This window comes from Bacillus sp. NSP9.1 (assembly GCF_000465465.2).
GTDB lineage: Bacteria > Bacillota > Bacilli > Bacillales > Bacillaceae > Bacillus > Bacillus sonorensis_A.
The window spans coordinates 2,585,941-2,600,371 of record NZ_CP048273.1; the positions used below are offsets into that span (position 1 = coordinate 2,585,941).

Annotated in this window: 11 protein-coding genes; 2 read left to right on the forward strand and 9 right to left on the reverse strand. The window is 46.5% G+C overall.

The features are described 5' to 3' along the window. The first annotated feature begins 66 nt into the window (after positions 1–66). Positions 67–1,605 carry an MDR family MFS transporter gene (locus M654_RS13335; protein WP_051290382.1) on the forward strand — a complete coding sequence of 513 codons (1,539 nt, stop codon included), beginning with the start codon at positions 67–69 and terminating at the stop codon, positions 1,603–1,605. Between the two features lie 7 nt (positions 1,606–1,612). On the opposite strand, the gene M654_RS13340 is transcribed toward M654_RS13335, so the two are convergent. From M654_RS13340 to M654_RS13380, 9 genes are all read right to left on the reverse strand, one after another. After that, positions 1,613–2,722: a spore germination protein gene (locus tag M654_RS13340; RefSeq protein ID WP_026587384.1), complete on the reverse strand. Its 1,110-nt coding sequence runs from the start codon at positions 2,720–2,722 to the stop codon at positions 1,613–1,615. 33 nt (positions 2,723–2,755) lie between these two features. After that, positions 2,756–3,955, reverse strand: a complete 1,200-nt coding sequence (locus M654_RS13345; RefSeq protein WP_026587385.1) for a Ger(x)C family spore germination protein — start codon at positions 3,953–3,955, stop codon at positions 2,756–2,758. After that, positions 3,939–5,039, reverse strand: coding sequence for a spore germination protein (locus M654_RS13350; RefSeq protein ID WP_026587386.1), 1,101 nt, complete (start codon positions 5,037–5,039; stop codon positions 3,939–3,941). The genes M654_RS13345 and M654_RS13350 overlap by 17 nt, the downstream gene beginning before the upstream one ends. A 26-nt stretch (positions 5,040–5,065) precedes the next feature. Next, complete coding sequence (locus M654_RS13355; RefSeq protein ID WP_026587387.1) at positions 5,066–6,163, reverse strand: spore germination protein; 1,098 nt, start codon at positions 6,161–6,163, stop codon at positions 5,066–5,068. A gap of 25 nt (positions 6,164–6,188) precedes the next feature. Continuing rightward, on the reverse strand, positions 6,189–7,760 hold the full coding sequence (locus M654_RS13360) for a spore germination protein (RefSeq protein WP_026587388.1): 1,572 nt from the start codon (positions 7,758–7,760) through the stop codon (positions 6,189–6,191). A gap of 257 nt (positions 7,761–8,017) precedes the next feature. Continuing rightward, positions 8,018–9,751, reverse strand: coding sequence for a ribosomal protection-like ABC-F family protein (gene abc-f / locus M654_RS13365; RefSeq protein ID WP_026587389.1), 1,734 nt, complete (start codon positions 9,749–9,751; stop codon positions 8,018–8,020). 323 nt (positions 9,752–10,074) lie between these two features. Next, on the reverse strand, positions 10,075–11,274 hold the full coding sequence (locus tag M654_RS13370; RefSeq protein WP_026587390.1) for a Ger(x)C family spore germination protein: 1,200 nt from the start codon (positions 11,272–11,274) through the stop codon (positions 10,075–10,077). 34 nt (positions 11,275–11,308) lie between these two features. Further along, entirely contained in the window at positions 11,309–11,542 is a 234-nt protein-coding gene (locus M654_RS13375) for a hypothetical protein (RefSeq protein ID WP_026587391.1), read from the reverse strand. 42 nt (positions 11,543–11,584) lie between these two features. Then, positions 11,585–13,156, reverse strand: a complete 1,572-nt coding sequence (locus tag M654_RS13380) for a spore germination protein (RefSeq protein WP_026587392.1) — start codon at positions 13,154–13,156, stop codon at positions 11,585–11,587. 160 nt (positions 13,157–13,316) lie between these two features. On the opposite strand from M654_RS13380, the gene M654_RS13385 reads away from it, so the two are divergent. Further along, on the forward strand, positions 13,317–14,417 hold the full coding sequence (locus tag M654_RS13385) for a GerAB/ArcD/ProY family transporter (RefSeq protein WP_026587393.1): 1,101 nt from the start codon (positions 13,317–13,319) through the stop codon (positions 14,415–14,417). Positions 14,418–14,431 lie beyond the last annotated feature (14 nt).

Consider the following 14,431-nt stretch of genomic DNA (forward strand, 5'->3'; position numbering starts at 1 on the left):
ATAATGTCTTAGAAACTAAGATATTTATTTCCTGATATAAAATAATGATAGCAGGATCCCACGCGAATGCCAAATCTAATAAAAGGAGAATCGAATCATTTGTCAAATACTCAAAACAAAAGATTAGGATTTATTGTAGCAGGATTGCTGCTCGCCATTTTGATGGCCTCTATGGACAATACGATCGTCGTCACGGCAATGGGCACGATTGTCGGTGATCTCGGCGGGCTCGACAGCTTTGTCTGGGTCGTATCCGCGTTTATGGTTGCTGAAATGGCGGGAATGCCGATTTTCGGAAAATTATCGGACATGTACGGCCGAAAACGATTTTTTCTGTTTGGAAGCTTTGTTTTTATGGCCGGTTCTGCATTGTGCGGAACAGCTTCGAGCATTGAACAGCTCAGCATTTACCGCGCCATTCAGGGGATTGGCGGAGGAGCGTTGATTCCGATTGCCTTTACGATTATTTTTGATATCTTCCCGCTTGAAAAACGCGGAAAAATCTCGGGTCTGTTCGGGGCCGTTTTTGGCTTGTCCAGCATTTTTGGACCTTTGATCGGCGCTTATATCACAGATTTCATCAGCTGGCATTGGGTATTTTACATCAATCTGCCGCTCGGTTTGCTTTCTTTCATTTTGATCGCGATGTTTTATCAAGAAACGAAACAGCATGAAAAACATCATATTGATTGGTTTGGCGCCGTTACGCTTGTGGGGGCTGTCGTCTGCCTCATGTTTGCGCTTGAGCTTGGCGGCGGGACATATGCCTGGGATTCAAGCGAGATCCTTCTGCTCTTTTGCAGTGCAGCGGTATTATTCATTTGCTTCTTTTTGATTGAACGTAAAGTGAAAGAGCCGATTATTTCGTTTGATATGTTTAAAAACCGCCTGTTTGCCGGAAGCACGCTTGTCGCTTTATTTTACGGAGGGACATTTATTTCGGCGACGATCCAGATTCCGATCTTTGTCCAAGGTGTATATGGGGATTCGGCGACGAATTCAGGGCTTGTTCTTCTGCCGATGATGCTCGGCTCCGTTATATCCGCACAGCTCGGCGGTTTCTTAACGACAAAAATGAGCTACCGGAAAATTATGGTGATCTCAGGATTCATATTGGTTGCGGGTTTTTCTTTGTTAAGCACGCTCAACATCGATACCCCCCGTCTTTTATTAACCGTCTATATGATCGTCGTCGGTCTGGGGGTCGGCTTTTCCTTCTCTGTTTTGAGCATGGCGGCCATTCATCATTTCGGTCCAGAGCAGCGAGGTTCTGCGACCTCAACAAGCAATTTTGTCCGCTCGCTCGGCATGACAATCGGCGCCAGTATATTCGGGATGATTCAGAAAACCCATTTTTCAGAGCAGATGCAGACGTTTTTTAAAAGTGCTGATGCAGCGGCGATCGCTTCTGCCGATGACGCGAACCAAATTTTATCAAGCTCGAGATCATCGATTCCGCCGGACATTCTAAATCGGATCACTGAAGCGTTGTCAAACTCGATCGTCCACACGTTTGCATGGGCGGTTCTGCCTGCAGCGGCCGCCTTATTGTTGGTATTCTACATGCCGAATGACCGGGTAAACGTAAGCGCCAAAGGCAAGTGATGATGGCTCAGCTTGTATGGCCAGTCCGCTTCTTCCTTGTCTTTTTCATTTTTGAGATGATCAAAAGCGGAATCGGCACAATACAGAATAAAACAGCCGCAATGTAGCCGATCATATCGCCGAGCGAAAAAACATCATCGACATTTTTGGGTATCATTGCAATCAAATACATCACCGGAAGCAGACCATACATGATCGGTCTGCTCTTTTTTTTAAAGACTTGAGACAAGCCCAGCGATGCGGCGTAAAACGAAATGATGAAGGTGGCGAACAGTTGCATGATCCAGATGACAAGCAGCATGGACTCAAACCGTTCAAATATCAACCCCGGGATTTCAAAGCTGCGGATCAGTTCAAGCGTCGGCCATGTCATTGAAGTTACTCCGTCAACGGACAGCGCCCCGATGACAAAGACAACGGTCGTGAAATAAAAAAGCATGGAAATGCTCAGTCCGGCGACAAGCACTTTGATGCCCTTTTCCGGCTTTTTCGTAAACGCCAAAAGAAAGACCATGACTTCCGCGCTGATAAAGGAAAGGGTCGTTGCCTTCACCCCTTTGAGGACCGGCATGAAGCCGTCTCCGAGGACAGGACGCAAATTGTCCAGTTCAAATATGCCAAAGCTCATGAACACAACAATCATGAAGATGATGACTGTAATCGGAAAGATGATTTCAAGCAAACGGGCGATCGCGCCCATCCCGTCTTTGATCGAATAAAGCCCGACCCACATCATCGTCATGACAATCGCCCAAAGCGGTGTTCCTTCGAGCAGATAAAAGTTGATAACTTCCGCCATGATTCTTGCTTCAAATGCCGCAATCGTGACAAAGTGCTCGATAAAAAACAGACTGATGACAGCCGCCAGCCATTTGCCGACAACCTTCCCGCCGTATTGAAAAAACGTTTGCCCGGGATAATCCTGACTTAATTTTGTCACGATCACTCCGGCCGCAAATGTGATCAGTCCGCCTAGAATGACGGATAACCACACGTCCGGTGTACCCGCCTCATCTACGGACGTTCTCGGTAAACTGAGGATTCCCGCAGCCATAATATAGCTGACAAAGACAACAATCGCCTGAGTTGTTGTGATGTTATCTTCGGAACGGATCATTTTTGCAATCTCCGCCTTTCGCATTTCTGTTGTTTACTGATCCCCTACTGTTCCGTAATCTTTAATCGTGATCTGCACATGATATTTAATCGGAATGTCGGTAAAGGTTTGATCCCAGTTTTTCTTCAGCTTTTTCCAAAGTCGGGGATGTTTGATTCTGAGCTGGTTTCCGAATCCGGCGAGATCCGCTTTGTATTGGCGCTGCATTTTTTTAGTAATTTGCTCCATTTGTTTCTTCACCGTTTGCGCTGTGTTTTTTTCAACTCTTTCCAAAAACTTGTTGTCGAACGCTTTTTCAGCGGTGTTCCAGTTTTCGGCGAGGTGTCCCTCTGACTCAACATTGACTTGAAAAGAGAGACGGCCGCCTTTGACAACGGGCTTGATGTTGCTGTTAATGGTTTCCACTGCAAAAGCATTCAGCTTTTTGGCTTTGGTATCATAGCTTTTGACCGCCCCGCCCTTCCCCTGTCCAGTGATCCACATCACACCTTCTAAATCCTCTTCATCCAAATAGCCGATCAGCTTGTTGTTTTTTCCGTTGATGGCGGCGGCCCCCGCGTATTTGACTTCCCCGTCGGCGCCGACCACATTTTGTATCAGGAAGCTCGAGCCTGATCTCATTTTGCCTGTCAGTTTGGCCAGTGTCACAGGAGGGAGCACTTTTTTTGTTTTGTATTCGTTTTCAACGATTTTGCGCAGGCGAAACGCCGGCATTTCACCAGTTTCCTTCAGGTTAAGCGTGTCTTTTGCTTTTCCTCTTGTCACGAGAACGAGGCTGCTCGGCCTGATTTCGTTGTCGCGGAGGGGCTGATCGAGCAGTTCTTCCAACGAATAGGTACGGAGCAGCTCGCCGGCGACGACGATCACCTTTAAATGGGGGCTGAAGATCGGCCTGTCCAGCCTTAAAGCCACTTCAGCGCTGATTTGTTGTAGCGAATCACCAGTTTCATAAATATTGAAGTAAGATTTTTGTGGTGACCCCCCTCCTCCGCTCGCCTTTGAGCCGGCAGCCTGTTCGTTGACATATTGATAGATCATGGTGATCCGGTCTTTTTTCGGGTAGTCTCCCCCCATTTTGTCAAACTTTTTTTCAAGAGCTGTTTCACTGCCTTTATCGATCCCCATGGCAAATGTTAAGCCGAGCTCTTCTATTTCATGGCTGCTCCAGCACCCTGTTAAAACCAAAAGAGAAAAAACGGAAAGGCAGCGAAGCATGTCAGTTATTTTTTTCATGATTCCCCCTCCTTATTTTTGTGATCACAAGCAGCAGCAGCGGGATGAGGCCGACTAAATACAAAGCGGTGTTTCCGATCATATCTCCGATGGAAAATAGCTGATTGATGCTTTTCGGCGTCATGGCAATCATATAGATCAGCGGGAGCAGGCCGAATAAGATCGGTTTCATGTTTTTGTTAAAAAGCTGGGACAGCCCCAATGCGGCAATATAATAGCTGATGGTGAAATTGGAGAAGATCTGCATGATCCAGATGACAAGCAGAAACGATTCAAACCGTTCGAGTACGAACCCGGTGATCTCAAAGCTCCGCATCAAATCGATCGTCGGCCACGTTCTTGTGACCACTCCGTCAATGGAGAGCGCCCCGATCACCATAATAACGGTGATCACGTAAAAGATAACCGGAAAAGAAATACCGACCAAAAGAGCTTTGTACGCTTTGTCCGGCTGTCTCATAAAAGGAATGACAAACAGCATCACCTCAATGCCGGTATAAGCAAAAGACGTCGTTTTAACCCCCTGAAGCGCCGGCGTGATTCCCTTCCCAAGTACAGGGCGCAGATTGTCGGGGTCAAATAGGCCGATGCTCATAAAAGCGACGGTTAGAAAAATCATCACCGTAATCGGAAAAATGATTTCATAAAGACGGGCAATCGGATTGATGCCACCGATGATCAGATAAATGCCGCACCATAAAAAAATCATTGCCATTGCCCAAAGCGGGGTTTCTTCAAGCAAAAAAAACTGCATGACTTCTGTTACAGATCGGACTTGAAAGCCCGATGTTGTAAGGAAGTAGCAAACGAACAGCAGGCCGACCGCCCCTCCCAGCCATTTTCCGATAATATCCCTGCTGTATTGATAAAAGGTTTTTTCCGGATATATAAGGCTTAGCTTCACTATAATGAATCCTGCCATCATGGCAACCAGTCCGCCTAAGATGACGGACAGCCAGACATCCGGCGTCTTGACCGCATCAACAGAAGTTCGCGGCAGCGTCAGAATGCCCGTCCCCAATAGAAAATTAGTGATGATAATGACGGTTTGCGAAACGGTGATTTTGTCTTGCGAACTGACCATAAAGACCGAGCCTCCTTTCATTACGCCTAATTCCCGCTTTTTCTTTTTCTCACCTTTGCAATCACAAGGAGCAAAATGGGCAAAAGACCGCCCAAATACACGCCGCTGTTTCCGATGAAGTCGCCAAATTCAAACATTGTGTTGATGTTGTTCGGAGCCATGGCAATCAAATAAATCAGCGGAAGCAAGCCAAACATGACCGACTGAAGCCTCACTTTGAAGAGCTGGGACAGCCCCAATGCCGCAGCGTAAAAAGAAATGGCAAACGTATTGAAAAGCTGCATGATCCAGATGACAAGCAGCAACGATTCAAATCGTTCAAAAATGAGCCCGGGAATTTCAAAACTTCTCATTAAATCAATGGTCGGCCAAGTCCTTGTGATGACGCCATCAACCGACAAAGCGCCGATGACCATGACGACGGTGATCATGTAGAACAATAAGGGGATGGCTGTTCCGATCACAACGGTTTTTATGATGTGGTTCGGCTGATTCATAAACGGCATCAGAAGCAAAATAATTTCGATGCCTGAAAAGGACAGAGCCGTTACTTTTATTCCTTGTAAGACGGGTCCGATGCCTTGCCCCATGACAGGTCGCAAATTGTCCGGCTCAAAAATGCCAGTACTCATAAACACCACCAGCAAAAACAGGATGACTGTAATCGGAAAAACGATTTCAAACAAACGGGCAAGTGAACTCAAACCGCCGACAATCGAATAGAGCCCCACCCATAAAAACACCATCGCCGTTGCCCAGCGCGGCGTTCCTTCCAGCAGAAAAAAGTGGGTGATTTCAAGCATAGAGCGGACCTGAAATCCGGAATGAGACAGCATATAGAAAATGAACAGGAGGCTGACAAATCCGCCCAGCCATTTACCGACGATCTCCTGGTTGTATTCATAAAATGTTTTCTTGGGATACTGCTGATTTAGCTTCACCATGATGATTGCGGCCGTCAGTGCGATCATTCCGCCTAAAACGAGGGTGATCCAGACATCCGGAGTCTTCACTTCATCGACAGATGTTCGCGGCAGCGTCAAGATGCCTGTTCCAAGCAGGAAATTGATGACGATGACCGCCGTTTGTGCAGTGGTGATATGCTCTTTCGGCCTGATCATCATGAATGTTTGCCTCCCTTCTATATTGCTACTGGCGTGTTGTATCGTCTGTTTTCGTCAGCTTCGGTCTTTTTCTCATCATCAACAGCGGCGCACGAACAATAAAATCTTTCCAGTCGCCTATACGATATGGAACAGCAGGGCTCGCATATGGAACACCAAAGCTTTTCAGCTTCACCGCATGACTGGAAAGCATCAGGAAAAACATGATCACGCCGTACAAACCAAATGTGGCCGCACAAAACATCGCCGCAAACCTCAGCATACGCAGGGAAATGCCGGCGCTGTATTGCGGAATCGCAAATGAAGAAATTGCGGTGACCGCAACGACGATGACCATGATCGGGCTGACGATGCCTGCCTGAACAGCCGCCTCGCCGATAATGATACCGCCGACGATTCCCATTGCCGGACCGATCGGTTTTGGGAGCCGCAGTCCGGCCTCACGTAAAATCTCGATGGCGATTTCCATAATCAGCGCTTCAATCAGAGACGGAAAAGGCACCCCCACCCTCGTCCCTGTGATCGAGATCGCCAGCTCGCTTGGGATCAGCCCGGGATGAAACGAGATAAAGGATATATATAAAGCCGGTCCCAGTAATGAAATCATCGCCGCACCGATCCGCAAAATGCGGATCAGTGAACTTGGAAGCCAGCGTTCATAATAGTCCTCAGGCGATTGAAGGAGCATGCTGAAGGTCACCGGCACGATTAACACAAAAGGCGTTCCATCCAAGAGAATCGCCACCCTGCCTTCCATCAGAGCGCTCATCACACGGTCGGGCCGTTCCGTGCTTTGCACCTGCGGAAACGGACTGAGATAATTGTCTTCAATCAGCTGTTCGACAAAGCCTGATTCAAGCACATCATCGATATTAATACATTGGACTCTTTTTTTGACTTCTTCCACCAGCTCCGGATCGGCAACATCTTTAATGTAGGCGACGACAAGCTTTTTGACGGCTCTTTTCCCCACTTGAAATTGGGTCATCGACAAGCTTTGATTTTTTCCGTGCTGCCGCAAAAGCGCGGTGTTTGTCCCGATCGTTTCCGTAAAGCCGACTCGCGCCCCTCTGACCAGCGCTTCCGATACCGGCTCTTCAATATTTCTTGTATTTTTCTTGACGGTGCCGAGCATCAGAACATCAGCTGATCCGTCGATCAAAAGCAGTGTCGTTCCCATGAGAACCTCCGGCACCACCTGGCTTACATGGTTGGCCTCGGTGATCTCACTGATTGATAAAATTTGCTGTTTGATCACCACGGGCAGACTGCTGTTGTTTAATGACGAAAGCTCCATTTGATATTCTTTAGAGAAATCGGCCATCAGGGATTTCATGATGTGTTTGTCGATCAGGTCTTTATCTGAAATTGCTTCGACAAAGGCGATAGCCGCCCGCGTGCCGGTGCGTCCGATGTCAAACTCGCGGAAATGAACATCCGAATTATGTTCCATCGCTGTTTTGGCCATTTCCAGATCATGGTCGAAATCACCGGTAAAATAGCCTGTTGATTCCAAAGACGGCGCTTCGATCTTTGCGGATTTTTGTTTATTGGTCTGTTGCATGATTCTTCGTGTTTTCGATTTCCACCATCTCATCTCTTCACTCATCCTCTTTTATACGAATCCAAAGAAAAAATCTTGATATGGCAAATGGAATGAAAAATACAATAAAAGCCTGCATCAATGTCGGCCAATCTGGAAAATAGGTAACAATCGTTTGCCACATGTTGATCACCCTTTGCTAAGTCCATCTTTTTTATCCTATTATTCCCTTGGATGACTTCTATAATTGTGGTAATTTCACCCACGCAAAAAAGCCATCTGTCCCAAAAAACGAGACAAATGGCTTTTGATTAGTCTTTTTTTGAAAGCGCTTGTTTACGCTTCACAAGCTCAGAAAATTCCTGATCCAGCTCGCGGTATCTCACTTCATCAGGTGAAAGTCCGGCCAGCTCGCCAAGCACTGCGGTCATTCGGTTTTCAATCCGTAACATTTCATCTTCTTCCCCGCTTTTTTTGCTCAGAGATTTTGTCTTGCGCCGCAGGTAGTCTTCCAGACCGGTTTCCACTCTGGTCACGCGGCCGTTTTCAAATACGAGCAGTTTGCTGCACAATTTTTCAGTAAAGTACCGATCATGCGAAACGATGATGATCGTTCCCTGAAATTCCAGCAATGTCTCTTCCAGCTGTTCTCTGCTTGGCAAATCCAGGTGGTTGGTCGGTTCATCCAAAATCAATAGATCGTAATCGTCCAGCACCATGCCAGCCAGTTTGATCCGTGTCCGCTCCCCGAGGCTGAACGTTCCAATCGTGTGATCAAACCGGTCTTCTTTGATCCCCATATTGGCCATCATTGTCCGCGCCCTTGCGATTTTGTCTCTGTCAGACAGCTTCAGCGCTTCGGCCACTGTCTGCTCGGGTTTTAAATTGCTGACATCCTGGCTCAAATAAGCGGCCTTGACAGACTGACTTTTCCATAACACTCCTTCTGTGGCCGGCTCCTCCTCCAAAAGCATCTTCACCAGCGTTGTTTTGCCGCAGCCATTGTCTCCGATAAGAGCAAATCTCTCTCCGTGCTTGATGTAAAAATGGCTGTCTCTGAATAAGGTTCTTCCATCAAACGTTTTTGTCAATCCTTTCGCTTCGAAAATCCGTTTGCCTCTTTTTACTCCAGATGAAAATTGAAACTTGACTGCCGCTTCATCCTTTGGCTTTTCCGCTCTGTTTTTTTCAAGTTCTTGTTCAAGACGCTTGAGTTTTGATTTGACTTGATTATCGAGCTTTTTAGCTTTGACCCGATGGTATTCTTTAAATCCCGCCTGCCTCCGTTCTGACTGGGTCCCTTGTTTTGTCGAGTCGCGGTGAGCTTTCTGCGACCAATTTTGCAGAGTGGAAATCTGTGACTCGATCCTGTTTTTATGCTTCTGCTGGACCTCGTATTGATGCAGGCGTTCTTCATACAACCGCTCTTTCTCCCGCCGGTATGCGCTATAGTTTCCTTGATAAGAGTGCAATTTTCCATCTTCAAGCTCAAATATTTTCGAGACGGATTGATCCAAAAAGTAGCGGTCGTGGGAAATAATCAATACCGCACCTTGATATTGTTCAAGCTCATCAAGCAGCCAGTTGATTCCTTTTAAATCCAAGTGATTGGTCGGCTCATCGAGAATCAGGACATCAGGGTTCGTCTTCCAGACGTGCGCCAGCGCGAGCTTCAGCTTTTCTCCGCCGCTCATATGGCCAAGCCGTTCGGAACTCCAGCTTTGAACCTTTGATAAGCCGAGGCGGCTTGTCAGTTGATATAATGTCCCGCTTTCAGCCCCTGTTAATATGGTTTTGAAATCATTGACCGAATACTCAATCGACTGCTGCAAATAGCCGATTTTAAGCGTCCGGTCCATTTGAACAGTCCCTTTGTCAGCTTCCATATGACCGCTCAAAATATTGGCAAGCGTTGTTTTTCCCGCTCCGTTGCAGCCGACCAAACCGATCCGCTCTTGATGTGAAATCTCAAAATCGATGTTTTTTAAAATGGTTTGCTCTCCAAAGCTTTTTTGCAACCCTCTTATTTTCATTAAAATCGTCATACTGCTCACCTCTGTTTGTTTTGGCTGACAACAAAAAACCTCTCACGGAAACCCGGAGAGGATAAAATGCCAAATCAATGCATCGAGAAAGCGCAGTATGAACCGGCCTCTTTTCGAGCACGGCAAACACACATGCAGCGAAAAAGAAGATGATGCAAGGTATAAAAGGGCAGACTAATCCTATTCTCCAAGTTTCCGTTTTTTCGTATTCAAAAAACGATGGAAAATAAGATTACTGCTTCATGTCCCCTATACCTGTTCCTTTCACTGTATTTACCATAAAGTATATGAGACAGAGAGGTGCTTTGTCAACGTGTAAGCGATTACTCCATTTTTTCAAGCGGTGACTTTCCGATTGTCCCGACGCGTCGAATCTGTACGTCTGTTTTCACATCGATCGGCATCTCCGAGAATGTTTCGTCCCAGTTTTTCTTGACTTTTTTCCAATAGTCGGGGTTTGATCGGTGAAGTGCTTCGCCAAAACCGAAAAAGTCGACTTTGTACTCTTTCTGAGCTGTTTTAATTGCATTTTCTATGATCATTTTAACCCGTTTATTTGCATTGTTTTCCAGCTCGGTGATCGTTTTGGATTTCATCAAATCAAGTTTGCACTGTATTTCTCCAATGTTGCCTTCCACATTGATCTGAACGCTTCCCTTCGGCGAACCGTTTTTGACGTCGACCGCGAGTTCCGATTTCGCGCGAACAACCTCCACCGCCACTTTTCCTTTGCCGTTTGGACAAGGCTGCTCACCGATCGTGCTTTTGACATTTCCTAACGCATAGTTCACCGCTTTACTGTCTCTTTCATTCAGCCAGCCGATGAGTCTATCACTTTTAAAAACCGCCAATCCGCCGTATTTTAATTTGACATCCGGGTCAATTTGTTGAACATTTTCATTGTCTTGCCCCTTTTTAACATCCCCCAACAGCTTGAGTCCTGTCAAATGGGGCTGTATCCCCTCGCTGGTGATATCAGAGATCAGTTTGTCCAAGGTGATGGTCATCGAAGGAGCCCACGACTTCTCCGATGTTTCAAGCGACGTATACAGTTTGTTTGCAGGAATGTCTTCTATCCCGGTCATGACTTTCAGCACGTTTTCCGCTCTGGCATCTTTGGCGACAATGATAAAAAAATCGGGCCGCACCTCGTGATCCCTTGATAAAAAATCAAGCGTGTCGTCGATTCCTTCTTTAGCGATTTCCTCGCCTATGACGAGAACACGCAAATGGGAAAAATAAAGTTTTCTAGGTGTTACGGTTGTCATTCTTCTGATCGCTTCAAAGATCGTGTCTCCCTTTTCCTTATACGTAATGACCGGCGCTTCCTGGCCTTTTCCCTGCTTGGCTGCAATCTGACTGGGGTCGATGACCTGAGTCGTTACAACATGTTTGCCATCCGCCTTGTCGATCGCCATGGCGCCGACAATGGCCAGTTGATTTAATTCCCGCCGATTCCAGCACCCTGATAATACAATAACGGAAAGGATGAGAACGGCAACTAAACCGATATGTTTCCGCAAGCCTTAACCACCTTTCTCCGTTTTCTCTTCCTGCTCACTGCAATAAAGTCATGATGGCATCACCGAGCGGTTTATAAATGACAGCGAGCCAATCGAGAGGGTTTGGAAGCTCAACACCAAGCCCCTCTGTGATGCATAGCGCAACAGCAAGAGCGAGCAGCAGAGAAAAGACCCATATCTCTTTTTTCTGTTTTTTCTTCCATAGCGTCGGCAGCTCCAAAAGGATGATTAAACCCGCTATAAGAGGAATTCCCAGAACAACCAGCATACTGAACCACTCCTTGCTTTCCGGCTTCCCTTAAAGCCGACATTATTTTTGTTTTCTTGGCTTCGGCGGAACGGTGTCTTCGCGCCTGACGTTTTTTTGGCTGATCAGACGCGGACGTGAAAATAATCCCCAGCGCGGCAGCCGAAAAAGCGCATCCTTTTGATCAGCGGCTATAAACGGGGCGAGCGGAGACATATACGGTACGCCAAACGATCGCAAACTGCATAAATGAAGAGCGAGGGCGATCAAGCCGACAATGATGCCAAACAATCCGAAGGAAGCTGCCAGCCCCATAAAAACAAACCGCAGCATTCTGACGGATATCGAAAGATTAAATGAGCTGACGATAAAGCTTGAAATCGCTGTTATCGCGACGACGATGACCATGGCCGCGGAGACGATTCCGGCATCGACAGCCGCCGTTCCAATAACAAGCGTCCCCACGATCGAAACCGCCTGTCCGATCGTTTTCGGCATTCGGACACCGGCTTCGCGGAGGATTTCAAAGGTGACCTCCATCAACAGCGCTTCAACAAAAGCGGGAAAAGGCACGCCTTCGCGCTGTGCTGCCAGATTGATGAGCAGCGGCGTTGGCAGCATTTCTTGATGAAACGTCGTGATGGCGATGTACAGTGATGGTCCGAGCAGCGCGATAAAAAAACCGATAAAACGAAGAAAACGCAACAGTGAGGTGATATCGGCGCGCTGATAATAGTCATCCGCTGTCTGGAAAAATTGGACAAACAGGGATGGAACCACTAAGGCATTCGGACTGCCGTCAACAAAAATGGCGACTCGCCCCTCCAGCAGATTACCCGCTGTGACATCAGGGCGTTCTGTATGGAAAATGGTAGGAAATGGCGTGTAGGTCTCATCCTGTATCAGCTCTTCAACATAGCCGGTTTCCAGGATGCTGTCAATGTCAATTCGATCAAGCCGCCGCCGGACTTCCTCGATCACTTTTTCATTGGCCATTCCTTTAATATAGGCAATCGATACATTCGTTTTCGTCACATTGCCGAGCTTCTTTGTTTCAAACCAGAGATTGTGGTCATTGATAATCCGCCGCAATAGCGCTGTGTTGGTCCGCAGACTTTCCGAATAAGCCTCTTTTGGGCCGCGCACAGTGTTTTCAACTGTCGCTTCGGTTACGCCGCGATCTTTGCCTCCTTTCATACCAAGCGTTAACCCTTGAGAATAGCCGTCCAGCAAAAAAATGACATCCCCGCTTAAGAGTGAGCTGAAAAGTGCGCCGAAATCGGTTAATTCTTTCAAATCACCAACGGTCAAAACAGAGTCTTTTAACTTGATGAACGGGCTTTCTCCAGCAGAAACATCGACTTTTTGAAAATGAAACATTAATGATTCAAGTATGAAATTTTGCACAGATGCCTCGTCGATTAAGCCGTCCGTATAAATAATCGCTGCCCGCAAATCCCCGTCTTTTCCGATTCGAAACTCCCGAACGATAATATCGTCGCTATCCCCGAGCGCTTCTTTTACGTGTTGGATATTCTCTTTAAGATTGAGATGCAGTCCGTCCCTCTGATCGGAAACGTGATCTTCGACATACTCTTTCGATGCTTGTTCGTAGCGTTTTTTAAAGAATCTCATAACTTCTCCCTGCTATTTCCTTTTTGGTTTCCTGTATTTGGTTTTAATTTGTCTTGATTCCACTTTTTTATACCTGAAAGAAGGATGGAGTTTATCATCAACCTATTTTGTTAATGACTAATGATAATTTAACAAATGTTGGTTTTCGGAGGCGTAAAAAATGGAGAATGCCAAAATCAGCCCTCACCAGCTATTTTCGTTGATCGTATTATTCGTGTTTGGAACTGCGCTGATTGTTCCATTGGGAGTCGAAGCGAAACAGGATGCATGGCTGGCGGAATTGCTTGGTTTAGCAGGGGGGATCGTGATATTGTTCCTCTACTACTATTTATATAGACAATTCCCGAATATGCTGCTGACTCGTTATATACAAAATATTTTAGGAAAACCCATTGGCTTTATAATCGGTCTTTTATATATTGTATTTTTCATTTATGGAGCCTCTAGAGATCTTCGTGACGCCAGCGAGCTTTTACTACTTCAATATGGCGAAACCCCGATGTTCACCCTGAGCGTGATCATGATGGTTATTGTTTGCTATGCCCTTTATCAAGGAATCGAGACGTTGGCAAGAGCGAGTGAAATCATGTTTGCGCTGATATTTGTGATGACCATCGTGACTTTTTTCTCCATCATCGGTTCAAATGTTATCCGTCTTGAACATTTGCTCCCGGTCTTAGAAAATGGCTGGATGCCTGTGGTAACCACCGCTTTTCCCGAACGTGTTTTTTTCCCTTATGGTGAATTAATATGTTTTACCACAATATTTCCTTATTTAAATCAACAGAAAATTGGGATGGCATTTGGGCTGGCTGCCATCATTTTCAGCGGTTTGGTTTTAACGGCGACAATCATTCTGGAAATCGCAGTATTAGGTGTACATGGATGGGGATCGTCAACATTCCCATTTTTGAAATTTGTTGAAAAGATCAATTTCGGCGGATTTATCCAAGGGTTGCAAGGCGTTGCGATGATCGCACTCGTGGTGGGAGATTTTGTGAAGGTGACCATCTTCTCATATGCAGCGGTAGTTTGTTCGGCAGACATATTTCATGTAAAAAAAGCCAGCCGCTTCATCCTGCCAATCGGACTGGTGACCCTGGCGCTCTCCATAGTCATAGCTGGCAGTTATGCCGAGCATATTGAACAGGGAAAGGCTGCCCTTCATTCGATCTTTCCCCTGTTTGCATTTATGATCCCATTGCTGTTGGTTATCGCCTCTTTTGTTCGGAAGCGTCTTGCTGCCGGCAAGCAGGATTAGTATTTTCCCGGCTG

What these genes read in the sequence shown, in the direction of transcription:
- M654_RS13375 (WP_026587391.1), bottom strand. Translation starts at nt 11,542, where the DNA reads ATGCTGGTTGTTCTGGGAATTCCTCTTATAGCGGGTTTAATCATCCTT.
- M654_RS13335 (WP_051290382.1), top strand. Translation starts at nt 67, where the DNA reads ATGCCAAATCTAATAAAAGGAGAATCGAATCATTTGTCAAATACTCAA.
- M654_RS13360 (WP_026587388.1), bottom strand. Translation starts at nt 7,760, where the DNA reads ATGAGATGGTGGAAATCGAAAACACGAAGAATCATGCAACAGACCAAT.
- M654_RS13340 (WP_026587384.1), bottom strand. Translation starts at nt 2,722, where the DNA reads ATGATCCGTTCCGAAGATAACATCACAACAACTCAGGCGATTGTTGTC.
- M654_RS13350 (WP_026587386.1), bottom strand. Translation starts at nt 5,039, where the DNA reads ATGGTCAGTTCGCAAGACAAAATCACCGTTTCGCAAACCGTCATTATC.
- M654_RS13345 (WP_026587385.1), bottom strand. Translation starts at nt 3,955, where the DNA reads ATGAAAAAAATAACTGACATGCTTCGCTGCCTTTCCGTTTTTTCTCTT.
- M654_RS13380 (WP_026587392.1), bottom strand. Translation starts at nt 13,156, where the DNA reads ATGAGATTCTTTAAAAAACGCTACGAACAAGCATCGAAAGAGTATGTC.
- M654_RS13355 (WP_026587387.1), bottom strand. Translation starts at nt 6,163, where the DNA reads ATGATGATCAGGCCGAAAGAGCATATCACCACTGCACAAACGGCGGTC.
- abc-f (WP_026587389.1), bottom strand. Translation starts at nt 9,751, where the DNA reads ATGACGATTTTAATGAAAATAAGAGGGTTGCAAAAAAGCTTTGGAGAG.
- M654_RS13385 (WP_026587393.1), top strand. Translation starts at nt 13,317, where the DNA reads ATGGAGAATGCCAAAATCAGCCCTCACCAGCTATTTTCGTTGATCGTA.